This is a genomic window from Streptomyces antioxidans (assembly GCF_000968685.2).
GTDB classification, from domain to species: domain Bacteria; phylum Actinomycetota; class Actinomycetes; order Streptomycetales; family Streptomycetaceae; genus Streptomyces; species Streptomyces antioxidans.
The window spans coordinates 1-22470 of the sequence record NZ_LAKD02000056.1 but is presented as its reverse complement, the minus strand read 5'-3'; the positions used below and the strand labels follow the sequence as shown (position 1 = coordinate 22470).

General features: G+C 70.6%; 19 protein-coding genes and 1 pseudogene. 12 read left to right on the top strand and 8 right to left on the bottom strand.

All coding sequences use genetic code 11. The annotated features are described in order from the left end of the window. Positions 1 to 91 precede the first annotated feature (91 nt). Entirely contained in the window at positions 92 to 904 is an 813-nt protein-coding gene (locus VT50_RS22830) for a serine hydrolase domain-containing protein (protein ID WP_046087662.1), read from the bottom strand. A 494-nt stretch (positions 905 to 1398) separates the two neighbouring features. Here VT50_RS22830 and VT50_RS22825 point away from each other — a divergent pair, with 494 nt between their 5' ends. Both VT50_RS22825 and VT50_RS22820 read left to right on the top strand, forming a co-directional pair. Next, positions 1399 to 1863 (top strand): MerR family transcriptional regulator, encoded by a 465-nt coding sequence (locus VT50_RS22825; RefSeq protein WP_046087634.1) that lies wholly within the window; start codon positions 1399 to 1401, stop codon positions 1861 to 1863. Beyond that, entirely contained in the window at positions 1860 to 2891 is a 1032-nt protein-coding gene (locus VT50_RS22820) for an aldo/keto reductase (protein ID WP_046087633.1), read from the top strand. The genes VT50_RS22825 and VT50_RS22820 overlap by 4 nt, the downstream gene beginning before the upstream one ends. A 253-nt stretch (positions 2892 to 3144) precedes the next feature. Here VT50_RS22820 and VT50_RS22815 read toward each other — a convergent pair whose 3' ends face one another. The 5 genes and pseudogenes from VT50_RS22815 to VT50_RS22795 all read right to left on the bottom strand — a co-directional run bounded on the left by VT50_RS22815 (position 3145) and on the right by VT50_RS22795 (position 7920). Then, positions 3145 to 4362: an alpha/beta hydrolase gene (locus VT50_RS22815; RefSeq protein ID WP_046087632.1), complete on the bottom strand. Its 1218-nt coding sequence runs from the start codon at positions 4360 to 4362 to the stop codon at positions 3145 to 3147. A 173-nt stretch (positions 4363 to 4535) separates the two neighbouring features. Beyond that, a pseudogene (locus tag VT50_RS38565) lies at positions 4536 to 4808 on the bottom strand (response regulator transcription factor); the annotation flags it as partial. 56 nt (positions 4809 to 4864) lie between these two features. Then, on the bottom strand, positions 4865 to 5863 hold the full coding sequence (locus VT50_RS38560) for a DUF4429 domain-containing protein (protein ID WP_046087631.1): 999 nt from the start codon (positions 5861 to 5863) through the stop codon (positions 4865 to 4867). Between the two features lie 85 nt (positions 5864 to 5948). Then, positions 5949 to 7154: an alpha/beta hydrolase gene (locus VT50_RS22800; RefSeq protein ID WP_046087630.1), complete on the bottom strand. Its 1206-nt coding sequence runs from the start codon at positions 7152 to 7154 to the stop codon at positions 5949 to 5951. A 100-nt stretch (positions 7155 to 7254) separates the two neighbouring features. Continuing rightward, entirely contained in the window at positions 7255 to 7920 is a 666-nt protein-coding gene (locus tag VT50_RS22795; protein WP_046087629.1) for a TetR family transcriptional regulator, read from the bottom strand. A gap of 140 nt (positions 7921 to 8060) precedes the next feature. Here VT50_RS22795 and VT50_RS22790 point away from each other — a divergent pair, with 140 nt between their 5' ends. Together VT50_RS22790 and VT50_RS22785 are read left to right on the top strand one after the other, a co-directional pair. Continuing rightward, complete coding sequence (locus VT50_RS22790; protein WP_046087628.1) at positions 8061 to 9662, top strand: MFS transporter; 1602 nt, start codon at positions 8061 to 8063, stop codon at positions 9660 to 9662. Positions 9663 to 9820: 158 nt separating this feature from the next. Further along, entirely contained in the window at positions 9821 to 10195 is a 375-nt protein-coding gene (locus tag VT50_RS22785) for a peptidase inhibitor family I36 protein (RefSeq protein ID WP_046087627.1), read from the top strand. A gap of 178 nt (positions 10196 to 10373) precedes the next feature. Here VT50_RS22785 and aceE read toward each other — a convergent pair whose 3' ends face one another. Next, entirely contained in the window at positions 10374 to 13103 is a 2730-nt protein-coding gene (gene aceE / locus VT50_RS22780; protein WP_046087626.1) for a pyruvate dehydrogenase (acetyl-transferring), homodimeric type, read from the bottom strand. Positions 13104 to 13574: 471 nt separating this feature from the next. Between aceE and VT50_RS22775 the strand changes: the two genes are divergently transcribed. The 6 genes from VT50_RS22775 (at position 13575) to VT50_RS22750 (ending at position 18289) form a co-directional block, all read left to right on the top strand. Next, positions 13575 to 14015, top strand: coding sequence for a DUF3052 domain-containing protein (locus VT50_RS22775; protein ID WP_014060347.1), 441 nt, complete (start codon positions 13575 to 13577; stop codon positions 14013 to 14015). A 157-nt stretch (positions 14016 to 14172) separates the two neighbouring features. Then, positions 14173 to 14631, top strand: coding sequence for a peroxiredoxin (locus tag VT50_RS22770; RefSeq protein WP_046087625.1), 459 nt, complete (start codon positions 14173 to 14175; stop codon positions 14629 to 14631). Between the two features lie 123 nt (positions 14632 to 14754). Continuing rightward, positions 14755 to 15330: a TerD family protein gene (locus tag VT50_RS22765; protein WP_046087624.1), complete on the top strand. Its 576-nt coding sequence runs from the start codon at positions 14755 to 14757 to the stop codon at positions 15328 to 15330. A gap of 206 nt (positions 15331 to 15536) precedes the next feature. Then, positions 15537 to 16112, top strand: coding sequence for a TerD family protein (locus tag VT50_RS22760; RefSeq protein ID WP_046087623.1), 576 nt, complete (start codon positions 15537 to 15539; stop codon positions 16110 to 16112). 51 nt (positions 16113 to 16163) lie between these two features. Further along, on the top strand, positions 16164 to 17357 hold the full coding sequence (locus tag VT50_RS22755) for a DUF475 domain-containing protein (RefSeq protein ID WP_046087622.1): 1194 nt from the start codon (positions 16164 to 16166) through the stop codon (positions 17355 to 17357). Positions 17358 to 17560: 203 nt separating this feature from the next. Then, positions 17561 to 18289 carry a TerD family protein gene (locus VT50_RS22750; protein WP_046087661.1) on the top strand — a complete coding sequence of 243 codons (729 nt, stop codon included), beginning with the start codon at positions 17561 to 17563 and terminating at the stop codon, positions 18287 to 18289. A 31-nt stretch (positions 18290 to 18320) separates the two neighbouring features. On the opposite strand, the gene VT50_RS22745 is transcribed toward VT50_RS22750, so the two are convergent. Beyond that, complete coding sequence (locus VT50_RS22745) at positions 18321 to 19442, bottom strand: TerD family protein (RefSeq protein WP_046087621.1); 1122 nt, start codon at positions 19440 to 19442, stop codon at positions 18321 to 18323. A 234-nt stretch (positions 19443 to 19676) separates the two neighbouring features. Here VT50_RS22745 and VT50_RS22740 point away from each other — a divergent pair, with 234 nt between their 5' ends. Together VT50_RS22740 and VT50_RS22735 are read left to right on the top strand one after the other, a co-directional pair. Then, the gene (locus tag VT50_RS22740) at positions 19677 to 20864 is read left to right on the top strand and encodes an HpcH/HpaI aldolase/citrate lyase family protein (RefSeq protein WP_046087620.1); all 1188 of its coding nucleotides are present in this window, start codon (positions 19677 to 19679) and stop codon (positions 20862 to 20864) included. Between the two features lie 73 nt (positions 20865 to 20937). Further along, positions 20938 to 22470 (top strand): phosphoribosyltransferase family protein (locus tag VT50_RS22735; RefSeq protein WP_206269461.1); only part of this gene is annotated, 1533 nt, incomplete at its 3' end.

Sequence of the window (22470 nt, the reverse complement as noted above, 5' to 3'; positions counted from 1 at the left end):
CTCTAGCTGAGGGAAGGGGCGGGGAGGGGAACAGCCCACCGCAGGCCTCAAGATCGGCCGGAGCCCCCAGCCGCCCCTAGCCCCCAGCCCCCTAGCCCAGCTCCGCCAGGACCGCGTCGGTGAACGTGGGCCAGGCCGCGATCGCCCACGGGCCGAAGGCCCGGTCGGTGAGGGCCACGCAGGCGGCGCCAGCGTCCGGATCTACCCATAGGAACGTCCCGGACTGGCCGAAATGCCCGAAGGTGCGGGGCGAGGAGGAGGCCCCGGTCCAGTGCGGCGACTTGCCGTCGCGTATCTCGAAGCCGAGCCCCCAGTCGTTGGGCCGCTGATGTCCGTAGCCGGGCAGCACCCCCGTGAGCCCCGGGTGGACCACGGAGGTGGCCCCGGCCAGCGTCTCGGCCGCCAGCAGCCGTGGGGCCTGCAGCTCCGCCGCGAAGCGGACCAGGTCGTCCACGGTGGAGACGCCGTCCTTGGCGGGGGAGCCTGGCAGATCGGTGGTGACCATGCCGAGCGGCTGCAGCACCGCCTGGCGCAGATACTCGGGGAACGAGATGTCCGTGGCCTTGGCGATGTGGTCGCCCAGCACCTCAAACCCGGCGTTGGAGTAGAGGCGGCGGTTGCCGGGCGCGGCGACCGAGCGGTGCTCGTCGAAGGCGAGCCCGGAGGTGTGCGCCAGCAGATGGCGCACCGTGGAGCCCGCGGGCCCCGCCGGTTCGTCCAGCTCCACCGCGCCCTCCTCGACGGCGACCAGCACGGCGTAGGCGGCGAGCGGCTTGGTGACCGAGGCGAGGGGGAACCGGTGCCTGGTCGGGCCGTACGATCCGGCCAGGGTGCCGTCCGCGCGTACGACGGCGGCTGCCGCCGTTGGAACCGGCCAGTTCTCGATCATCCGCAGGCTCTCCATGCCCATGAGCCTACGGGGTGCCCTGTGGGGCCTCTTTCCCCTCCCCGCCCCTTCCCACAACCATGGGCCCCGCCCCTGGACCCCGAGCAGCGACGGACCTCCCATCGCCACTGCGCCACGCTGACGCGGGCAGACGGCCGGGTGGGTGTTCGTGCGGAGTCGGGTTGCCCGGCTGGGGGCTGGGGTGGAGCCCCGGTTCCGCTTCGCCTGCAGGGCGCGGGGAGCGGTGGGCTGCCCGTCGCCCCGGCCCGGGGCGGTCGCTGCCCGCGACCGGCGGGGCGGATGCCGGGCGGGCGCCTGCGCGGAGTCGGGTTGCCCGGCCGCGGGGGCTGGGGCGGGGCCCCAGTTTCGGGAAGGGGCGGGGAGGGGAGCGGCGCGCCGCAGGCGGCCAAGGTTCCCCCAAATCTCCGCTTGCTTGGAGTGCACTCCAAGCAAATAGCGTTGAAGACGTCGATGAGGCGTGCGGACCCGCGACCTGCGAGAGGTGAATCGGCATGACCGTGATGGAGAGCGCCCCGGTGAAGGCGCGGAAGCACTGCGCGGGGAGCGTCGGCCACCCCCGCCCCACCGGGCAGGACCGCTACTCGATCAGCGAGGTCGTCGCCCACACCGGGCTGACGGCGCACACCCTGCGCTGGTACGAGCGGATCGGGCTGATGCCCCATGTGGACCGTACGCACACCGGCCAGCGCCGCTTCACCAACCGCGACCTGGACTGGCTCGACCTCGTCGGCAAGCTACGGCTGACCGGGATGCCGGTCGCGGACATGGTCCGCTACGCAGAGCTGGTGCGGCAGGGCGAGCAGACCTTCGCCGAGCGCGAGGAGCTGCTGACCACGCACCGCGAGAACGTGCGGGAGCGCATCGCCGAGCTCCAGAGCACGCTCGAAGTCCTCGACTTCAAGATCAATGTCTACGCTGACGCCCGGAGGGCGTCGGAGAGGTTTGACCCCGTATGAGTGACAGCACCAACGAGATCATCGCGACCGTCGGCCTGGGGACCGGCGGACCCGAGGTCGGCGTCCAGGGCCTGGGCTGCATGGGCATGAGCTGGGCCTACGGACCGACCCACGACGAGGCGGAGGCGCGGGCCACGCTGGAGCGGGCCCTGGAGCTGGGCGTCACGCTCTTCGACACCGCCGATATCTACGGCTTCGGGCGGAACGAGGAGTTCATCGCCCCCTTCGTCCGGGCCAACCGGGACCGGATCACCCTGGCCACCAAGTTCGCCATCGACCGCGACGAGAGCGACCCGTTCGGCCCGCAGCGGATACGCAACGACCGCCCGTACATCCGCCAGGCCATCGAGGGCAGCCTGCGCCGCCTCGGGGTGGACCACATCGACCTGTACTACATGCACCGGCGCAACCCCGAGGTGCCGCTTGAGGAGAGCGTCGGCGCCATGGCCGAGCTGGTGGCCGAGGGGAAGGTCAAGCACCTCGGGCTGAGCGAGGTCACGGCGAACGAGCTGCGCGCGGCGCACGCGGTGCACCCCATCGCGGCGGTGCAGTCGGAGTGGTCGCTGTTCAGCCGCGACATCGAGGAGAGCGTGGTCGGGGCCGCCCGCGAGCTGGGCGTCGGCCTCGTGCCGTACTCGCCACTCGGCCGCGGCTTCCTGACCGGCTCCTTCGTCCAGGCCGAGCAGGAGCTGGGCGAGGACGACTTCCGCCGCCAGCAGCCCCGTTTCACCGGCGACAACGCGACCGCGAACGCCGCGCTGCTGGAGCCGCTACGGAAGATCGCCGAGGCGCGCGGGGCGACGCTCGCCCAGATCGCGCTGGCCTGGGTGCAGCAGCAGGCCCAGGTGCACGGGCTCGCCGTGGTACCGATCCCCGGCACCCGCACCCGCGCCCGGATCGAGCAGAACACCGGCGCGACCCGGATCGAGCTGAGCGCGGACGAACTGGCCGCGCTTGAGCCGATCGCGGGCCAGGTGGCGGGCGCCCGCTACGCCGATATGAGCGCGACGAGCGCAGGCCGCGCATAGCGCCTGTCGGCGCTGTTCAGCGAATGCCGCCGCGGTCGCCACGCTCCGCGCGACGACCAGCGCCGGCGGCCCGCCGGCGGCCCGGCAGTGGTCCGGTGGTGGTCCGGCGGGGTTGTCTGGGGCCCGGCTGCGCGGGTGGGTTGAGGTGGTGGGGCCGTGGGGTTCGGGTGTTGCCTTGGCGGGGGCAACATGGGCGGGCTGGGGCCGAGGGCGTGTGGGCTCCGCGCGGACGGTGCGTGTGGGTTCCGGGCGGTCAGGCGAGGCCCGCTCGGCAGTCCGGTGCCGGATCTGTGCCCGTACCGCCGCCGTCCGCCTCCGCGCACCGCACCTCGGCGAACTTCCCCAACGCGATCCGCGAGAAGTTGCGCAGCGAATCCGTCCCCGGCGCGAAGTAGCCGGTGTGCCCGTGGGCGCTCTCGGAGGAGACCACCCGGGCGCCGAAGGACCGGTCCGTCGGGTCGTCGCCGTGGCCCAGGCCCAGGAAGTCATAGCCGGTCACCCGGCGGATCCAGTCGGTGCGGTCCCGTGCCGCCCAGACCCGGGCCCCGGTGCGCAGGGCCTCGGCGCTGTCCGCGCGCATCCCCGGGCTGCCCAGCACCACCAGGTCGGAGACGAGGGCGCGGTCCATCGCCGAGGCGGCGAGACCGCAGACCACCGAGCCGTAGCTGTGGCAGAAGACGGCGGGCGGGGCGTCGGCGGTGGCCGCGGTGGTCATGGCGAGCCCGGCCAGAAACCGGTCGAGACGGGGCGCGCCCGCCCTGGCCAGCCGGCTGGTGGCGACGTCCGGGCCCAGCCCGACCGGCGTCGTATAGCCGACCCAGGCGATGGCGGCGCTCGGCGTCGCGAGCGCGTCCTCGGCCATCCGCGCCCGCAGCGACCGGGCCATCCCGGCCGGGGTGCCGTACGGGTCGTCCGTACGGTCGAAATGGTCCAGGTCGATGTCCGAGCCGGGCACGATCACGGCCGTGCGGCGGGCCGCCGCCAGGTCCCCGTACACCTCCGCCACCTGGCCGCGCCCGCGCGGATCGAAGGCGAGGATCTGGCGGCCGGGCCGCAGCAGCGCCGCGTACCGCTCGGCGAGCGGGCTCTGCGGATCGGCCTTCCGCTCCTTGTGCCAGGCGGCCCTGATCGCCCGGGCGTTGGCCTCGTACCGCAGGCCCAGCGGTGCCCCGTCCAGATTGCCCACCACCTCGGGGTGCCGGATGACCAGCGCCTTCCGCTGGACTCCGGTGAGCCGGTCGAAGAACCGGGCGATCCCGGCGGGCGAGACGGTGGCCGGATCGGGCAGCTCGCGCCCGGCCCCGCCCAGCGAATGGTCCGCCAGCCACGCGGCGGTCCCCGGGGGCGGCCCGGTGATGGCCTGCTCCTCGTGGGCCACGGTCCAACCGGCCGTCCCCGCCATGACGGTGATGGTGAGCGCCGCGGTGATCAGGCGTCGTGCGTAGTGCCTGGTGCGTAGCGTCTGGGACATGGCGGTGTCTTTCCCTCTTCCGTTCGTGGTTCCGTTCGTGGTTCCGTTCGTGGCGGAGGGAAAGGTAGAGAGGTGTCGGGTGGCGGTACGTCACTCCCCGGTGCCAAGTGCGGTGTCATACCCCAGTATTGGGCGGCTGCCCAGCCCCGGGGCACTGACCGGGCGTCAAGGCCTCACTGACCCGGCGTCACCAGGCCCGACTCATAGGCGAAGACCACCGCCTGGGCCCGGTCGCGCAGCCCCAGCTTGGCCAGCACCCGGCCGATATGCGTCTTCACCGTCTGCTCCGCGAGCACCAGCGACTCGGCGATCTCCTGGTTGGACAGGCCCCGCGCGATCAGCTCAAGCACCTCGGTCTCCCGCGGTGTCAGCCCGCTGCGCCGCAGGGCCGGGCCGTCGCGGCGCGGGGCGGGGCGCTGGCGGGCGAAGTCGGCGATCAGGCGGCGGCGGTCGAAGAGGCGTCGGCGGCCTCGCCGGCCGGTGCGGAGGAGGGACCGGACACCTACAGCTCCGCCAGCAACTCGGCCTTCTTCGCGCTGAACTCGTCGTCGGTCAGCAGCCCGGCGGTGTGCAGCTCGCCCAGATGACGGATGCGCTCGGCGATGTCGGCCGGGTCGCGGCGCGGGGCGGCGGCCCGGTTCGGGGCGGGGGCGCCCTCGGCGCACGGCACGGGGGAGGAGGCCCGTATGGCCTCGAGGACGGCCGCGGCGAACGGCAGCGACTGGTGGACGAGGCCGTAGCCCATCCCGAAGACGACGGCCGCCGGGTCCCGGTCGGGGCGCTCGGCGGGCTGGTCCTCGGCGGCGCGCCGCAGCAGCCGCAGATAGCCGTGGCCACCGCCCTTGGGGGAGACCTTGCCGGTGCCGTTCCTGGCCGTGCCGATCTTGGCGGCACCCCCGTTGGCGGCACCGTCCTTCGCGGAGCCCTCCTTGGGGACGGTGCCCGCCGAGCCGCGGCTCTCCGGCGAACGCCACTCCACACCGGTGAGTTCGTCGATGCGGAAGCGCTGGTCCCCGACCTTCCACTTCTCCGAGGAGGCGCCGGTCCAGAACCAGCGGAAGGAGATGTCCTTGCCGTCGAAGGACGCCTTGCCGTCGTACGCCTTGAAGGACAGCGGCGGCGCGGGCGCGGCCACCAGATGCGCCTCGGCCGCGGTGTCCGCGTCGGGCAACAGGGACTCGCGTATCAGCTCGGCGTAGTAGTCGGCCAGGGTCTCCCGCTCGGCGGGCAGCACCAGGCGGTACGGGTCGTACGCCTCCTTGAGCTGCCCGGCGGCGGCGTCCATCAACGGGTCGGCGCCCGGTCTGGGCACGGCGCGCAGCACCACCGTTCCCCGTTTGCCCACGCCCAGCTCCACCCCGGCCAGCGCCTCGAACGGGATGCGGCGTTCGCCGAGCGCCTGGAGCAGCTTCGGCGTGCGGATCCCCCGTTCGAAGCGGATGAGTATGGAGTCGGTGTCAAACTCCCAGACGGTCTGAAAACCGGCCAGCACATCACCCATGTGGCTCATCGTATGCGGCGGTGGCCCGCCCGTCCCCCTTTGAGACTACGCGCGTCACTAGAGTTTCCGGTGTTTATGCCGGGCGTCAGCGTAGCCCCGCGGTGCAGTCGTCGCCGTCGCCGCAGCTCACGGACTGGACAGCACCGATTCCCACCCGCGCGAAGTTGTCCAGGCTGGTCGTGCCCGGTTCGAAATATCCGGCGTGTCCATCCGCGCCGTCCGCGGCCAGCACCCGGGCGCCGAAGCCGGAGGAGACCGGGTCCGCGCCATGGCCGAGCCCGCCGAATTCCAGATGCGGAATGTCCTCGATCCAGTCGCCGGAGTCACGCATCGCCCACACCCGGGCGCTGGTGCCCAGATCGGAGACATGGCCGGCGCGCATCCCGGGGCTGCCGGCCACCGCGATATCGGTGACCTTGGGCGGCAGATCGCGGGCGGCGACCCCGCACACCACCGAGCCGTAGCTGTGGCACATCAGCGAGACCCGGGAGAGCGCGGGCAGCGCGTCGACCAGCGCGCGCAGCCGCACCGCACCCTCAGCGGCCAGCTTGCCGGTGGCCGCGTCCATGCCGATCCCGGCCGGGCTGGTGTAGTCGGCCCAGGCGATGACGGCGGTCTTGGTGTCCGGGGCGTCGGACCGCTCGTTGTCGTAGAGCGCCCGGGCCATCCCGACCGTGGCGGTGTACGGGCGCTCGGTCTTCTGGAACGTCAGCATGTCGGTGTCCACGCCCGGCACCACGATCGAGACCCGGTTGGCGTGGGCGAGGTCGCCGAAGACCTCGGCGGCCCGGCCCGCGCCCGAGGGGTCGAAGGAGAGGATCTGCCGCCCGGCGCCCAGCAGATCCTCGTAGCGGTGCATCCGGCGGGTCGCGTCCGAGCGGCCCAGCGGGGTGAGCCGCGGGTCGTGGATCCGCTTGCGCTCTTCGGCGCGCGCCTTGAATAGTGCGGCGCGGTTGGCGCGGTAGCGCAGGGCCACCGGCGCGCCGTTGAGATTGCCCACGGCCAGCGGATAGCGCCGCACCACGCGGTCGGTCTGGGTCCTGGTGAGCGAGTCGAACCAGCGGCCGAGGACGCGCGGCGAGCCGTACGGATCGGGCAGCGCGCGTCCGCCGAGCGATCCGTGGCGCCAGGCGTCCAAGGACGCGGAGAGTGCGTCCGGGGCTCCTCTGTGGCTCCGTACGGCCGTCCAGCCGGTGGTGGCGAGGAGGACGAAGACCACCGCCAGCGCGAGCAGGGCGCGCCAGGCGGCGGAACCGGGGGAGGGGGAGCCGAGCTCCGAGAAGGAAGTCACCGCGGGACACCCTAGGAGAAGGGTGGCGCCGCATGCCAAACCCCGTGATTCATATCACGTTTGACAGTGGGAATCCACGGGAGCTATGCCGGAATTGATGCTATTTATCCCATTTCTCGGCCAGGGTGGGACCTACGTAATCAAGATGGAACGCGGTGAGGTCTCGCAATGTGACGACGCTGTCCTCCTCGCCCTCGGTCCACAGCTTCCCGGCCACCCGGATCACTCCGCCGAACATCGCGACCAGCAGCCGTGGCCGCGGATCGGCGTCGACGTCCAGCCCCTCGCGGCGGGCGATCTCGCGGGCCAGCCGCTCCTCCATCTCCGCGGTGCGGCGCAGATGGACGGCGAGCAGGCTCGGCGTGGACTCGATCACCCGGTACATCCGCATATGGAGCTCGGGCGGCACCAGCTGCTCGATGGCCTCCCCGATGTTCCCCCAGGCGTCGAGGACCGCGCCGCGCAGCGCGGCCAGCGGCGCCTCGCCCGCCGGGCGCCCGCACAGGGCGGTGAAGAAGTGGCACTCGGCCGACTCCTGGGTCGCGAAGGCGACCTCCTCCTTGTTGGCGAAGTACCGGAAGAAGGTGCGCTGGGAGACCTCGACCGCCTCGGCGATCTCGTCGACCGTCGTCCGCTCGTATCCCTGACGGGTGAACAACTCCAGCGCGGCGCGCACCAGGGCGCTCCGCGTCCGCTGCTTCTTGCGCTCGCGCAGCCCGGCGCGTGGCGGCGTCGTCGCGTCCGCCACTGCCTCGTCCGTCGTCACCTATCGGCTCGCCTTCTACCGGTGTGGGGTATCGGTCTGGGGCCGCGTCGCGGCCGCTCGGAATATCTGTGACCAAAGAGTCAGCTACCGGCGGATGAACCAGTTTGTCAATTGTCAGACGCTGACATTAGCCTCCGGTCATGACCTCTTCGACCACAGTCGCCGATTCGGCGTCGGAACCTCCCATAGCCGATGCCCCGAAGGGGCTTCGGGGTCATCCATGGCTGACGCTTCTCACGGTCGCCCTCGGCGTGACGATGGTCGCCCTCGACGGCACGATCGTCGCCATCGCCAACCCGGCCATCCAGAAGGACCTCGGCGCCTCGCTCGCCGATGTGCAGTGGATCACCAATGGCTATCTGCTGGCCCTCGCCGTCGCGCTGATCACGGCGGGCAAGCTGGGTGACCGCTTCGGTCACCGCCAGACCTTCCTCATCGGCGTCGTCGGCTTCGCCGTCTCCTCCGCCGCCATCGGCTTCTCCAGCGAGGTGTCGCTCGTCGTGGCGTTCCGGGTGCTGCAGGGCCTGTGCGGCGCGCTGCTGATGCCCGCGGCGCTCGGGCTGCTGCGCGCCACCTTCCCCGCCGAGAAGCTCAACATGGCCATCGGCATCTGGGGCGCGGCGATCGGCGCCTCCACCGCGGCCGGGCCCATCGTCGGCGGACTGCTCGTCGAGCACGTCAACTGGCAGTCGGTCTTCTTCATCAACGCCCCCGTCGGTGCCCTGGCGCTGGTCCTCGGGCTGCTGCTGCTGGTGGACCACCGCGCGGAGAAGGCCCCGCGGTCCTTTGACATCCCCGGCATCGTGCTGCTGTCCGGAGCGATGTTCTGCCTGATCTGGGCGCTGATCAACGCCGCCGACTGGCACTGGGGCGATCAGCGCACGCTGCTCTTCCTGGGCGCGTCGGCGGTCTGCTTCGCCATCTTCATCTTCTGGGAGAGCCGTAGCGCGGAGCCGCTGCTGCCGCTGAGTATGTTCCGCTCGGTGCCGCTGAGCGCGGGCACCGTACTGATGGTGCTGATGGCCTTCGGCTTCATGGGCGGGATCTTCTTCGTCACCTTCTACCTCCAGAACGTGCACGGGATGAGCCCGGTCGACAGCGGGCTGCGGCTGCTGCCGCTCACCGCGATGATGATCGTCGCCTCGCCGCTGGCCGGTCTGCTGATCACCAAGTTCGGGCCGCGGACGCCGCTGGTCGCGGCCATGCTGATCACCGCGGTCGCGATGTTCGGCCTCTCCCGGCTGGACGCGGACAGCGGCGGCCCCGAGATGGCCGTGTGGTTCGCGCTGCTGGGCCTCGGTCTCGGTCCGGTCATGGTCGGTGCCACCGAGGTCATCGTCGGCAATGCCCCGATCCAGCACGCCGGGGTCGCGGGCGGCCTCCAGCAGGCCGCGATGCAGGTCGGCGGCAGCCTCGGTACGGCCGTCCTGGGCGCGGTCATGGCGGGCCGGGTGGACAGCGCGCTGCCGGAGAAGTGGGCCGACGCCGGGCTGCCGCCGATGCCCGAGGGCGCGGCGTCCAAGGCGTCGGACGCCATCGAGGTCGGCATCGCGCCCGTCCCGAAGGGCACTCCGCCGGAGGTCGCGGGCAAGATCACGGCCGCCGCGCATGACACGTTCGTGTCAGGGATGGGTCTGTCCTTCACGGTGGCGGCCGTGGTCGCGGTGGTCGCGGCCGTGGTCGCGGCGTTCACCAAGCGCGGTGAGAACGCGGACGCGTCCGGGGGCGCGGTCCACATCTGACCCCTCTCATCTGCCCCGCGCGCTTCTCAGCTGACCCGCGCGGTCAACCCCCTATCAGGGTGGGCCTTGATCGAGCCGATGGTGGCGAACGGGAGCTGGCCGACAGGCTGGCTCCCGTTCTCTTCTTTTCACTCTTGTCACACGGGGAGCGAAGCATCATGCGCAAGATCATTACGGCCGTCGTCTCGGCTCTGGCCCTCACCGCCACCCTCGCCCCGGCCGCCGCGGCGGCTCGGTCCGCGGCTCCACCGAGGCTGGGGAACTGCGCCACCGGTCAGCTGTGCCTGTGGCGGAGCGGCGGCTTCACGGGGGCGCGCCAGACCCGTGAACTGGCCGATGTGGACATCGAAAGCTGTGTCCCCCTGGCGTCCGGCGCCACGGCCGCGTCCCTGGCGAACCGTACGGGCCGTCCGGTGACGGCGTATCAGAGCGGCGAATGCGCCGAGACGGCGGAGTTCCACACCTACCCCAGCGGCACGTGGGTGCCCGAAGCCCCGTACCAGGTCCGGGCCTTCAAAATCTGGGAACGCTGACCGGTCACCGGGGAGAGTTTTTCCCACCTCACCCCACCCCACCCCACCCCACCTCACCCCTTCCCGGACCAGGGGCTCCGCCCCTGGAGCCCGGCGCGCTTCGGGTGTATGACGACGCGGGGCGGACTGGAGGTTTTCCAGTCCGCCCCGCGTCACGGGTTGCTGTCGTCGTAGACGGCTACGCGTCGCCGCCCGCCGGGCCGGGGTCGGCGGCGGTTACGTCCAGGAGCTGGTAGCGGTCGATCGCCTGCTTGAGGGCCGGGCGGTCGATCTTGCCGTCGCGGGCGAGCTCCGTCAGCACGCCGAGCACGATCGACTCGGCGTCGATGTGGAAGAAGCGCCGCGCCGCACCGCGGGTGTCGGCGAAGCCGAAGCCGTCCGCGCCCAGCGACTGGTACGTGCCGGGCACCCAGCGCGCGATCTGGTCGGGAACCGCACGCATCCAGTCGGAGACGGCCACCTTCGGGCCCTCGGCGTCCGAGAGCTTCCGGGTGACGTACGGAACGCGCTGCTCCTCCTCCGGGTGGAGCAGATTGTGCTCCTCCACCTCGACCGCGTCCCGGCGCAGCTCGTTCCAGGACGTGGCCGACCAGACGTCCGCCTTGACGTTCCAGTCCTCGGCCAGGATGCGCTGGGCCTCAAGCGCCCACGGCACCGCGACCCCGGAGGCGAGGATCTGCGCCGGTACGGAGCCCTTCTCGCCCTGCCGGTAGCGGTAGAGGCCCTTGAGGATGCCCTCGCGGTCCACGTTCTCGGGCTCGGCCGGGTGCTGGATCGGCTCGTTGTAGACGGTGAGGTAGTAGAAGACGTCCTCACTGTTCTCGCCGTACATCCGGCGCAGACCGTCCTGGACGATATGGGCGATCTCAAAGCCGAACGCAGGGTCGTACGCGACGACCGCCGGGTTGGTCGAGGCCAGCAGCTGGGAGTGGCCGTCCGCGTGCTGCAGACCCTCACCGGTCAGGGTCGTACGACCAGCGGTCGCGCCCAGTACGAAGCCGCGCGCCAGTTGGTCGGCCATCTGCCAGAACTGGTCACCGGTGCGCTGGAAGCCGAACATCGAGTAGAAGACATAGACCGGGATCAGCGGCTCGCCATGGGTGGCGTACGCCGAGCCCGCCGCGATCAGCGAGGCCGTACAGCCCGCCTCGGAGATGCCGTCGTGCAGCATCTGGCCGGTCGGCGACTCCTTGTAGGCGAGCAGCAGCTCACGGTCGACCGACTCATACATCTGGCCCAGCGGCGAGTAGATCTTCGCCGAGGGGAAGAGCGAGTCCATGCCGAAGGTCCGGTACTCATCGGGCGCGATCGGCACGAACCGCTTGCCGATCTCCTTGTCCCGCATCAGGTCCTTCAGCAGCCGGACGAACGCCATCGTGGTGGCGATCTGCTGCTGACCGGTGCCCTTCTTCAGCGTGGCGTAGGTCTTGTCACCCGGCAGCTGAAGCGGCTTGGCCCGCACGACACGGGTCGGCGCGTAGCCGCCCAGCGCCTTGCGGCGGTCGTGCATGTACTGGATCTCCTCCGAGTCCCGGCCCGGGTGGTAGTACGGCGGCAGGCCGGACTCCAGCTCCTTGTCCGGGATCGGAAGGTGCAGCCGGTCGCGGAAGCGCTTGAGGTCGTCGACCGTCAGCTTCTTCATCTGGTGGGTCGCGTTGCGGCCCTCGAAGTTCGGACCGAGCGTCCAGCCCTTGACGGTCTGCGCGAGGATCACCGTCGGCTGGCCCTTGTGGGCCTTGGCCGCCGAGTACGCCGCGTAGATCTTCTTGTGGTCGTGACCGCCGCGGCCCAGGTGCAGGATCTGGTCGTCGGTCATGCCCTCGACCATCTTGCGCAGCCGCTGGTCATCTCCGAAGAAGTGGTCGCGGATATAGGCGCCGGTCTCGGTCGCGTACGTCTGGAACTGACCGTCCGGCGTCGTGTTCAGCCGGTTGACCAGGATGCCGTCGCGGTCCTGCGCCAGCAGCGGGTCCCAGGTGCGGTCCCAGACCAGCTTGATCACGTTCCACCCGGCGCCGCGGAACTGCGACTCGAGCTCCTGGATGATCTTGCCGTTGCCCCGCACCGGCCCGTCCAGCCGCTGGAGGTTGCAGTTGACCACGAAGGTCAGGTTGTCCAGGCCCTCACGGGCGGCCAGCGAGAGTTGGCCCAGCGACTCCGGCTCGTCCATCTCGCCGTCGCCCAGGAACGCCCAGACGTGGGAGCTGGAGGTGTCGGCCACGCCGCGCGCCTCCATATAGCGGTTCATCCGCGCCTGGAAGATCGCGCCGAGCGGGCCCAGGCCCATGGAGACCGTGGGGAACTCCCAGAAGTCCGGCATTGACCGCGGGTGCGGGTAGCTGGACAGCGCGTGACCGAGCTTGGACTTCTCCTGACGGAATCCGTCCAGATGGGCCTCGCTCAGCCGGTCGAGCAGAAAGGCACGGGCGTAGATGCCGGGGGAGGCATGGCCCTGGAAGAAGATCTGGTCGCCGCTGTCGTGGTCCTTGCCGCGGAAGAAGTGGTTGAAGCCCACGTCGTACAGCGAGGCGGAGGAGGCGAAGGTGGCGATGTGGCCACCGACCCCGATGCCCGGGCGCTGCGCCCGGGAGACCATCACCGCCGCGTTCCAGCGGGTCGCGTTGAGGACCTTGCGCTCGATCTCCTCGTTGCCGGGGAAGAACGGCTCGTCCTTGGTGGCGATGGTGTTGACGTAGTCCGTGCTGCGCATCTCGGGCACCGCGACACGCTTCGCGCGGGCGCGCTCGATCAGGCGAAGCATCAGGTAGCGGGCACGTTCCCGGCCTCGCTCATCGACGGCTGCGTCGAGCGAGTCGAGCCATTCCTGGGTCTCTTCGGGATCGAAGTCCGGGACCTGGCTGGGAAGGCCGCCAATGATGATCGGGTTGCGATCGGATCCGGAAGCCACGCTATTCCTTCGCTTTTCGGTCGTGCGGTGCACGGACATGGATTCGTGCTCTGCTGCTGTCGCGCCGCTCTCCATCGTGTACCTCGGGTACGGGATGCGTCACCTCTACCCAGTGGTAACCATCACCGGGTGAGACGGGCGCCGCGGCGGCCGTCTCACGTGCGACGGCCGAATCGCAACCTTACGCCCACGACCGGGGTCGGCTGCGTACGACCGTTCGGCACGGGAGCGGCGTAGGGTGGCTAGACACACACGTAAGCCGGACATCCTCGGGCAATCCGGTCGGCCGCGCGCCGTCGCGTACGGTTCCTCCATGATGGGAGTTGCGGCGACACGTCAACGTTTGGGCGGGATCGCTGGCCGGGTACTTGCGCGATCCGCCCGGCCCGTGTGGACTACGCCCAAGCCCTCGCGTACGCGCGCGGGGCGCACAGACTCGAAGAGTGAATGCAAGATGACAGGAGGCAATCCGTGAGCGCGACCGCGGACCACGCGGAGGAGCGGACCAACCCTGCCGCGAGGCTGGGTTTCCAGCCCGAACAGGTGGTCCAGGAGATCGGCTACGACGACGATGTCGACCAGGAGCTCCGCGAGTCCATCGAGGAGATCACCGGCCAGGAGCTCGTCGACGAGGAGTACGACGATGTGGCCGACGCCGTTGTGCTGTGGTTCCGGGAGGACGACGGCGACCTGACGGACGCGCTGGTGGACGCCATCCAGATGATCGACGACGGCGCACCGGTCTGGCTGCTGACGCCCAAGACCGGCCGTGACGGCTATGTCGAGCCGAGCGACATCAATGAGGCGGCGACCACTGCCGGCCTGTCCCAGACCAAGAGCTTCAACGCGGGGAAGGACTGGACGGGCAGCCGCCTGGTCACGCCCAAGGCCGCGCGCAGCGGCAAGCGCTGAGGCCGGCGACAAGCGCCGAGGCCGGTGGACCCACACCCCAGAGCCCCCCTCCGTTCCCTTACGGAGGGGGGCTCTGAGCGTAGGCTGGGCCGCGCACCGCATGATCAATTCAAATGTCGAACATGATCTTCCGAATGTGACCGAAGGGATGGCTCCCATGGCGATAGAGGTCGGCGCGAAGGCCCCCGACTTCCAGCTGAAGAACCAGCACGGCGAGTCGGTCAGGCTCTCCGACTTCCGGGGCGAGAAGAACGTCGTACTGCTCTTCTACCCGTTCGCCTTCACCGGCGTGTGCACCGGCGAGCTGTGCGCGCTCCGCGACGAGCTGCCGAAGTTCGTCAACGACGACGTCCAGCTGCTGGCGGTCTCCAATGACTCGCCCTTCAGCCTGCGGGTCTTCGCCGAGCAGGAGGGTCTGGAGTACCCCCTGCTGTCGGACTTCTGGCCGCACGGCGAGACCAGCCGCGGCTACGGCGTCTTCGACGAGGACAAGGGCTGCGCGGTGCGCGGCACCTTCGTGATCGACAAGGAGGGCGTGGTGCGCTGGACGGTCGTCAACGGCCTGCCCGACGCCCGCGACCTGAACGACTACGTCAAGGCCCTGGAAACCCTGTAGCCAAGGCCGCGAAACCCTGTAGCGGCCGGGAACCGCTCACTAGGATCGATGCGTTGATCCTGATGGGAAACCTTTGATGAAGGGGCACGCAGTGCTCCTGACGAACCTTTTTTGGGAGGACTCGTGGGAGTCAGCCTCAGCAAGGGCGGCAACGTCTCGCTGTCCAAGGAAGCCCCGAACCTGACCGCGGTCGTCGTCGGTCTCGGCTGGGACGCCCGCACCACCACGGGCACGGACTTCGACCTCGACGCCAGCGCCCTGCTGACCAACGCCGAGGGCAAGGTCGGCAGCGACCAGAACTTCGTCTTCTTCAACAACCTCAAGAGCCCCGACGGCTCCGTGGAGCACACCGGTGACAACATCACCGGTGAGGGCGAGGGCGACGACGAGCAGATCAAGGTGAACCTGGCGGGCGTCCCCGCCGATGTCACCAAGATCGTATTCCCGGTGTCGATCTACGACGCCGAGACCCGCCAGCAGAGCTTCGGCCAGGTGCGCAACGCGTTCATCCGCGTGGTGAACCAGGCCGACGGCCAGGAGCTCGCCCGCTACGACCTCTCCGAGGACGCCTCGACCGAGACCGCCATGGTCTTCGGCGAGCTGTACCGGAACGGCGCGGAGTGGAAGTTCCGCGCCATCGGCCAGGGGTACGCCTCGGGTCTGCGCGGCATCGCGCAGGACTTCGGCGTCAACGTCTGAGCGACGTCCGAGCGGGCCGTCGAAGACCGCCGGGGCCCCCGAAAACGGGGCCAAGGCCGTCGGAGACCGAGCCCAAGGCCGTCGAAGGCCATGCGAAGGCCGTCGACGGGGCAATCCTTCCGGCGCCGCACCCCCCGCGCCCCAGGGCCAGGGGTGCGGCGCCGGACGCGTATCACCCATGCAACAGCCGGGGAGGAAACAGCATCATGGGCGTCACACTCGCCAAGGGGGGCAATGTCTCCCTCTCCAAAGCCGCTCCGAACCTCACACAGGTGCTCGTCGGTCTGGGCTGGGACGCGCGCTCCACCACCGGAGCGCCGTTCGACCTCGACGCCAGCGCCCTGCTGTGCCAGTCGGGGCGGGTGCTCGGCGATGAGTACTTCATCTTCTACAACAACCTCAAGAGCCCCGAGGGCTCCGTGGAGCACACCGGCGACAACCTCACCGGTGAGGGCGAGGGCGACGACGAGTCCCTGCTGATCGATCTGGGCAAGGTCCCGGCCGAGGTCGACAAGATCGTCTTCCCGGTGTCCATTCATGAGGCCGAGGCCAGGCGCCAGACGTTCGGGCAGGTCAGCAACGCGTTCATTCGGGTGGTCAACCAGGCGGACGGCCAGGAGCTCGCCCGCTACGACCTCTCCGAGGACGCCTCGGGCGAGACCGCGATGATCTTCGGCGAGGTCTATCGCTACGGCGGCGAATGGAAGTTCAGGGCCGTGGGGCAGGGGTACGCGTCGGGTCTGCGAGGCATCGCTCTAGACTTCGGAGTCAACGTTTCGTAAAGCCGCGTATAGCGCGCGGGGGAGACCTTACGACGAAGGATTGGGTTGGCAGTGCTCCTCAAAACCTTTGGTTGGTCGTTCGCCATCACGGTGATCGGTCTGGCCCTGGCCGGCGTCCTCTGGGGGTGGCAGGGGCTCGCCATCGTCGGGATCCTCTCGATCCTGGAGATCTCGCTCTCATTCGACAACGCGGTCATCAACGCGGGCATTCTGCGCAAGATGAACGCCTTCTGGCAGAAGATCTTCCTGACCGTCGGCATCCTGATCGCCGTCTTCGGCATGCGGCTGGTCTTCCCGGTGATCATCGTCGCCGTCACGGCCAAGATGAGCCCCATCGAGGCCGTCGATCTCGCGATCAACGACAAGAGCCAGTACGAACACCTCGTCACGGCGGCGCATCCGGCGATCGCGGCCTTCGGTGGGATGTTCCTGCTGATGATCTTCCTTGACTTCATCTTCGAGGAGCGGGACATCAGGTGGCTGGGGTGGCTGGAGAAGCCGCTCGCCAAGCTGGGCAAGCTGGACACGTTCTCGATCGTGGTCGCCCTGGTCGGGCTGCTGATCGCCGCCACCACCGTGGCCACCGACGTGGCCCACGGTGGCGGTGACAAGAGCGCCACCGTCCTGTTGTCCGGCGTCGCCGGTCTGCTCACCTATCTGATCGTCGGCGGCATCTCCGGCTACTTCGAGGACAAGCTCGAAGAGGAGGAGGACGAAGACGAGGACGACGAGGCCGGTGAGGCCGGTGGCGGGGGCGACGAGGACGCGAAGGCCGCCCCGGTCGCCCAGCTCAACGGAAGCGGCGGCCGTGGCTCCAGCGGCGCCTCCGTGGTCGGCCTGGCCGGTAAGGCCGCGTTCTTCCTCTTCCTCTACCTCGAGGTCATCGACGCGTCCTTCTCCTTCGACGGGGTCATCGGCGCCTTCGCGATCACCAACGACATCTTCGAGATGGCGCTGGGCCTGGGCATCGGCGCCATGTACATCAGGTCGCTGACCGTCTTCCTGGTCCGCAGGGGCACCCTGGATGACTACGTCTATCTGGAGCACGGCGCGCACTACGCGATCGGCGCGCTGGCCCTGATCCTGCTGGTCACGATCAAGTACGAGATCAACGAGGTCATCACGGGGCTGGTGGGCGTGGTGCTGATCGCCGCCTCGTACTGGTCCTCGGTCCGGCGCAACCGCCGGGAGGCGGCCGCCGGGGAGGACACGGAGGCCAAGACGGAAGTCACCTCCGGAGTCTGACCGCCGGGAGTGTGACACGGCGGTGTTTGAGGAACGCTCTGAGCGGGGCGGCCGAGGTCTTCCGACCTCCCGGCCGCCCCGCGGCGGTTGAGCGGCCGGACGGGCGGCCGGAAGGCGGCTTGGGGGCGGCTTGGGGGGCTGTTTCGCGGGCAGCCTTCTGCCAGCTTCTACGCGGCGAGTGACGAAGGGTGGGGGTGCGCACCATGGCGTTCTGGAACAACTGGGGACGGTCCGCATGGCGTCAGTTCGACAGCGGTGACGCGTCCGGCGTGGTCGAGCTGACCAGGCGGCACGCGTCGATCTCGCTGACCAAGCAGGGGGCCGCCACCGGCAATCTGCGCATCAACCTCTCCTGGCAGATGCGCACCTCGGACTTCAACAGCAGGTCGCGGCGCGGCTCGCTGCGCCATCCGCTGCAGATGTTCAAGCCCGAGCCGGTGCAGGCCCAGGGGCCCGCGCTGGTCAATGTCGACCTCGACCTCGCGGTGATGTACGAGCTGAAGAGCGGTGCCAAGGGCGTGGTGCAGCCGCTGGGCGAGTTCTTCGGCAATCTCAACGAGGCGCCGTACATCAAGCTCAGCGGCGACGACAGGTTCGGCTCCGGGTCCGGTGAGACGGTCTACGTCAACATGGACCACAAGGACGACATCAAGCGACTGCTCGTCTTCGTCTACATCTACGACGGCACCCCCGCCTTCGACCGCACCCACGGCCTGGTCACGCTCTATCCGAGCAACGGGCCGCGGGTGGAGATCGCACTCGACGAGCGCGCCCCGCAGGCGCGCTCCTGTGCCGTCGTGCTGATCGAGAACGTCAAGGGCGAGATGGTGGTCCGCCGCGAGGTGAAGTACGTCTACGGCTTCCAGGCGGAGCTGGACCGGCTGTACGGCTGGGGCCTGCAGTGGGGCCGGGGCTACAAGTCCAAGGTGTGACCCCCGGCCCGCCCTCCGGCCCCGTCTGCCGCTACCTGTTCTGGAACTGCGGGCCCTGCGGCGGCAGCACGAAATGCGGGTCCGGCACCTGGGCGGGGATCGGCGGCGGGGGCGGCGGCACCGGCCCCGTCGGCTGCACCTGCTGCGGATAGCCGTACACGGGGGGCTGCGGATAGCCGTATCCCGGCTGGGGCTGCTGGGGCTGCGGCTGAGGGTAGCCGTAGCCCGGCTGCGCCGGGGCCTGGGCGGGCGGCTGTGGATACCCCGTGCCCGGGGCCTGCGGGGGCGGGGGCGGCCCCTGCGGCGGCACATAGGCGTAGCCGCTGTCGCCCTGCGCGGCGGCGGGGTGCATGGGCTGGGTGCGGTGCGGGTCCCAGGGGTCCGACACCGGGTGCGGATAGCCGTACGCCGGGGGGTGGGCCTGGGTCGTCGCGTCGGACGGCGGCCAGGGCGGACTGCCGGGCGTCGAGGGGGACGCGGGCGTCGTGGCGGCCGGGGGCTCAGGGGCGGCGGCCGGGGCTTCGGGAACGGCGGCGGGTTCGGGAGCGGCGATGGCATCCGGCCCGGCCGTGGCGTCGCCCTCCGGGCCGCCCTCGCCGTCCTCCACCGAGATCCCGTACTCCGTGGCCAGCCCGACCAGCCCCGACTCATAGCCCTGCCCCAGGGCCCGGAACTTCCAGCCGTCGCCGCGCCGGTAGACCTCGCCGCAGATCAGCGCGGTCTCCTTGCCGGTGTCCGGCAGCACCGCGAAGATCGCGACCGGCTCGGAGTCCGCCGCGTCCGGCGCACCGGGCGAGGCGTCGTACAGCAGCAGGCTCAGATCCCGTACCTGCCCGAAGGTGCCGCCGTCCGCGGAGGCGGCGATCACCACCCGGCGCACCTCCGGCTCCAGCCCGATCAGCTCGGCCTCGACGGTGTCCGTCAGCGCGTCCTGGTGCGGCGTCTTGGGCAGGTGCCGGACCAGGCCCGAGGGGTGCTGGGGCTGGTTGTAGAAGACGAAGTCCTCGTCCGAGCGCACCCGGTCGTCCGGCCCCAGCAGCAGCGCCGAGGCGTCCACGTCGGGTACGTCCGTGCCGGGGGTCCAGCGCAGCACCGCGCGTATGGCCGTGGCCTCCAGCGGGATGTTCGATCCCTTCAGCATCGCCTGCGTCATGGCGGCAATCCTGCCTTCCCGGTGGGTGCGGGGACAACGCAGGGTACGCGGCGGGCGGCAGCGCGGGGGTGGTACGGGGTGGCAGGGCGGGCATGCCGGACACCACGCGGACGCATATGGGTTACGTGATTTTCACGCCCTTGGGGAACTTTTGACCCATGGCCGCACGTACGATTATCGGCCAACCGCGGGTCAGCGGGACCGAGGCGGCGTACCGGCAGTGCGGGGAGTTGTATGCGGCATTTCGAACATCTGCCTGTCGAGGTGCGAGCGAACCTCTTCCACCGGGAGCCCGGTGAATTCAGCCCGGACTCGCCCGCCAGGACGCTGGCCGTCGCCCTCGGCGCCACCCTGTACTGCCCGGCGACCAGGCCCCGGCTCGCCGAGGACATCGTCAAACAGGCAGGTCATGGCGTGGTCTCCATGGTGCTGTGCCTGGAGGACTCCATAGATGACGCCGAGGTGGCGGGCGCCGAGGAGAACCTCGTACGGCAGCTCGAAGAGCTCTCCGGGCGCGACCCCGGCGCCTCGCTGCCGCTGCTCTTCATCCGGGTCCGCACCCCCGAGCAGATCGTCGATCTTGTCTCCCGGCTCGGAGCGGGGGTGCGGCTGCTGTCCGGATTCGTACTGCCGAAATTCACCGAAGAGCGTGGCGGGGCCTTTCTCGAGGCCCTGATGTCGGCCGAAACCACCCAGGTGACCGAGGTGTTGGGCGGACGGCGGCTGTTCGCGATGCCGGTCCTCGAATCGGTCGAGCTGATGCACCGCGAAACCCGCACCGACAGCCTCGGCGGCATCAGCCGGATCGTCGACAAATACCGGGAGCGGGTGCTGGCGCTGCGCCTCGGGGTCACCGATCTGTGCTCGGCGTACGGACTGCGCCGGGCCCCCGACATGACCGCCTACGACGTCCAGCTGGTCGCGTCCGTGATCGCGGACGTGGTGAACATGCTGGGCCGGGCCGATGGCACGGGCTTCACGATCACCGGGCCGGTGTGGGAGTACTTCAAACCGCATGAGCGGATGTTCAAGCCGCAGCTGCGGATCAGCCCCTTCAGCAGCGGGCGCGCCGAGTCGCTGCGCACCGCGCTGATCGAGCACCACATGGACGGGCTGCTGCGCGAGATCGAGCTGGACCGGGCCAACGGCCTCCAGGGCAAGACCTGCATCCACCCCAGCCATGTGGCCCCGGTGCACGCGCTCTCCGTCGTCAGCCACGAGGAGTTCAGCGACGCGGTGGACATCCTCGAGCCGCAGCGCTGCGGGGGCGGTGTGCTGCGCTCCTCGTACACCAACAAGATGAACGAGGTGAAGCCGCACCGGGCCTGGGCCGAGCGGACCCTGCGGCGCGCGGAGGTCTTCGGGGTGGCCCGGGAGGGTGTGAGCTTCGTGGAGCTGCTGTCGGCGAGCCTGCGGACGTAGCAGACGTAGAGCGCAACGGGCCCGGCGAAGGGCCCGGCAGAGCCCGGCAGGGCCCGGTGACGAGGGACGTGGGATGAGGGACGAGGGAAATGAGGCGCAGGGCGGCGTGAGCGTGGACAACGTGTGGTCGGGACAGTGGGTCGTGGACCGGCTGGGAATACGGCTGGCCGGGGCCGGGGCCGGGGGCGTCGGCGCGGACGGCGATGGCGCCGACGGCGGCGCGGAGCTGCGGGAGCTGCTGGGGCTGGCCCTGCGGCGCAACCCCAAGCGGGCGCATCTGCTGGTCTCCAACGTGCTCGGGAAGCATGTCCCGCAGCGCCCCGCCACCGTTCACGGCGCGGGCGTCCGGCTCGGCCGCCGGGTGCGGGAGCTGCTGGGCGACGAGGTGGCGGCGCGCGCGGTGGTGCTCGGGTACGCGGAGACCGCCACCGGCCTCGGCCACAGCGTGGCCGACGGGCTCGCCGTCGCCCCGTACCTCCACTCCACCCGGCGCCCGGTCCCGGGCGTCGCCACGGTGGGCGGCTTCGAGGAGGAGCACAGTCACGCCACCTCCCATCTGCTGCTCCCCGAGGACCCCGGGTTCCTGGCCGCGACGGGCCAGGGCCCGCTGGTCCTCGTGGACGACGAGTTCTCCACCGGCCGTACGGTCCTCAACACCATCGCCGCCCTCCACCGCCGCTTTCCCCGCGACCACTATGTGGTGGTCGCCCTGGTGGACATGCGCTCACCGGAGGACCGCGCCCGCCTGGACGCCTTCGCGGCCGACCTCGGCGCCCGCGTCGACGTGGTCGCCGCCGCGGCCGGAGCGGTGCACCTGCCCGACGACGTCCTGGAGCGCGGCGCGGAACTGGTGGCCGCGCACGATTCAGCGGCCGACGACCGTAAGGCCGCCGCTGCGATCCCCTACGCCGCCGCCGCGAACCGTAAGGCCGTCACCGACGACCGTAAGGACGCCACCGCCACCGCCCCTGGCGCCGTCCGTGTGGACCTCGGCTGGCCCGCCGGGCTTCCGGACGGCGGGCGGCACGGCTTCGCCCCCGCCCACCGCATCCGCCTCGAGGCGGCCCTCCCCGCCATGGCGACCCGTCTCGCGGCCGCCCTGGGGGCGTCGCCGGGGGCCACCGCCGCACCCCGCCCGCTCCGTCGCGTCCTCGTCCTCGGGTTCGAGGAGCTGATGTACGCGCCGCTGCGGATCGCGGAGGCGCTGGACGAGCTGCTGGACGGCGTCGAGGTGCGGTACTCGACGACCACCCGCTCGCCCGTGCTCGCCGTCGACGACCCCGGGTACGCCATCAGGACCCGGCTGACCTTCCCCGCGCACGACGACCCCGCCGACGACCCCGACGACGGCCCCGCCCCCCGCTACGCGTACAACGTGGCGCCCGGCGCCGACCCCGGCCGCCGCTTCGACGCCGTCGTCGCCGTCGTCGACTCGACCGCCGACACCCCCGCGCTGCACGCCCCCGACGGGCTGCTCGCCGCCGTGAGCGCGCACACGGACCGGCTGGTGCTGGCTGTGGTGCCGTCCTACCGCCCCCAGACCCCGCCCACCCCCCGCACCGTCCCCGAACGACAGGCACCGCCCATGCACCAACCGCCGTACGAG

Excerpts from the sequence above, each read along its gene's own strand:
- VT50_RS22830 (WP_046087662.1), bottom strand. The coding sequence starts at position 904 with ATGGAGAGCCTGCGGATGATCGAGAACTGGCCGGTTCCAACGGCGGCA.
- VT50_RS22825 (WP_046087634.1), top strand. The coding sequence starts at position 1,399 with ATGACCGTGATGGAGAGCGCCCCGGTGAAGGCGCGGAAGCACTGCGCG.
- VT50_RS22820 (WP_046087633.1), top strand. The coding sequence starts at position 1,860 with ATGAGTGACAGCACCAACGAGATCATCGCGACCGTCGGCCTGGGGACC.
- VT50_RS22815 (WP_046087632.1), bottom strand. The coding sequence starts at position 4,362 with ATGTCCCAGACGCTACGCACCAGGCACTACGCACGACGCCTGATCACC.
- VT50_RS38560 (WP_046087631.1), bottom strand. The coding sequence starts at position 5,863 with ATGGGTGATGTGCTGGCCGGTTTTCAGACCGTCTGGGAGTTTGACACC.
- VT50_RS22790 (WP_046087628.1), top strand. The coding sequence starts at position 8,061 with ATGACCTCTTCGACCACAGTCGCCGATTCGGCGTCGGAACCTCCCATA.
- VT50_RS22785 (WP_046087627.1), top strand. The coding sequence starts at position 9,821 with ATGCGCAAGATCATTACGGCCGTCGTCTCGGCTCTGGCCCTCACCGCC.
- VT50_RS22770 (WP_046087625.1), top strand. The coding sequence starts at position 14,173 with ATGGCGATAGAGGTCGGCGCGAAGGCCCCCGACTTCCAGCTGAAGAAC.
- VT50_RS22760 (WP_046087623.1), top strand. The coding sequence starts at position 15,537 with ATGGGCGTCACACTCGCCAAGGGGGGCAATGTCTCCCTCTCCAAAGCC.
- VT50_RS22750 (WP_046087661.1), top strand. The coding sequence starts at position 17,561 with ATGGCGTTCTGGAACAACTGGGGACGGTCCGCATGGCGTCAGTTCGAC.
- VT50_RS22745 (WP_046087621.1), bottom strand. The coding sequence starts at position 19,442 with ATGACGCAGGCGATGCTGAAGGGATCGAACATCCCGCTGGAGGCCACG.
- VT50_RS22740 (WP_046087620.1), top strand. The coding sequence starts at position 19,677 with ATGCGGCATTTCGAACATCTGCCTGTCGAGGTGCGAGCGAACCTCTTC.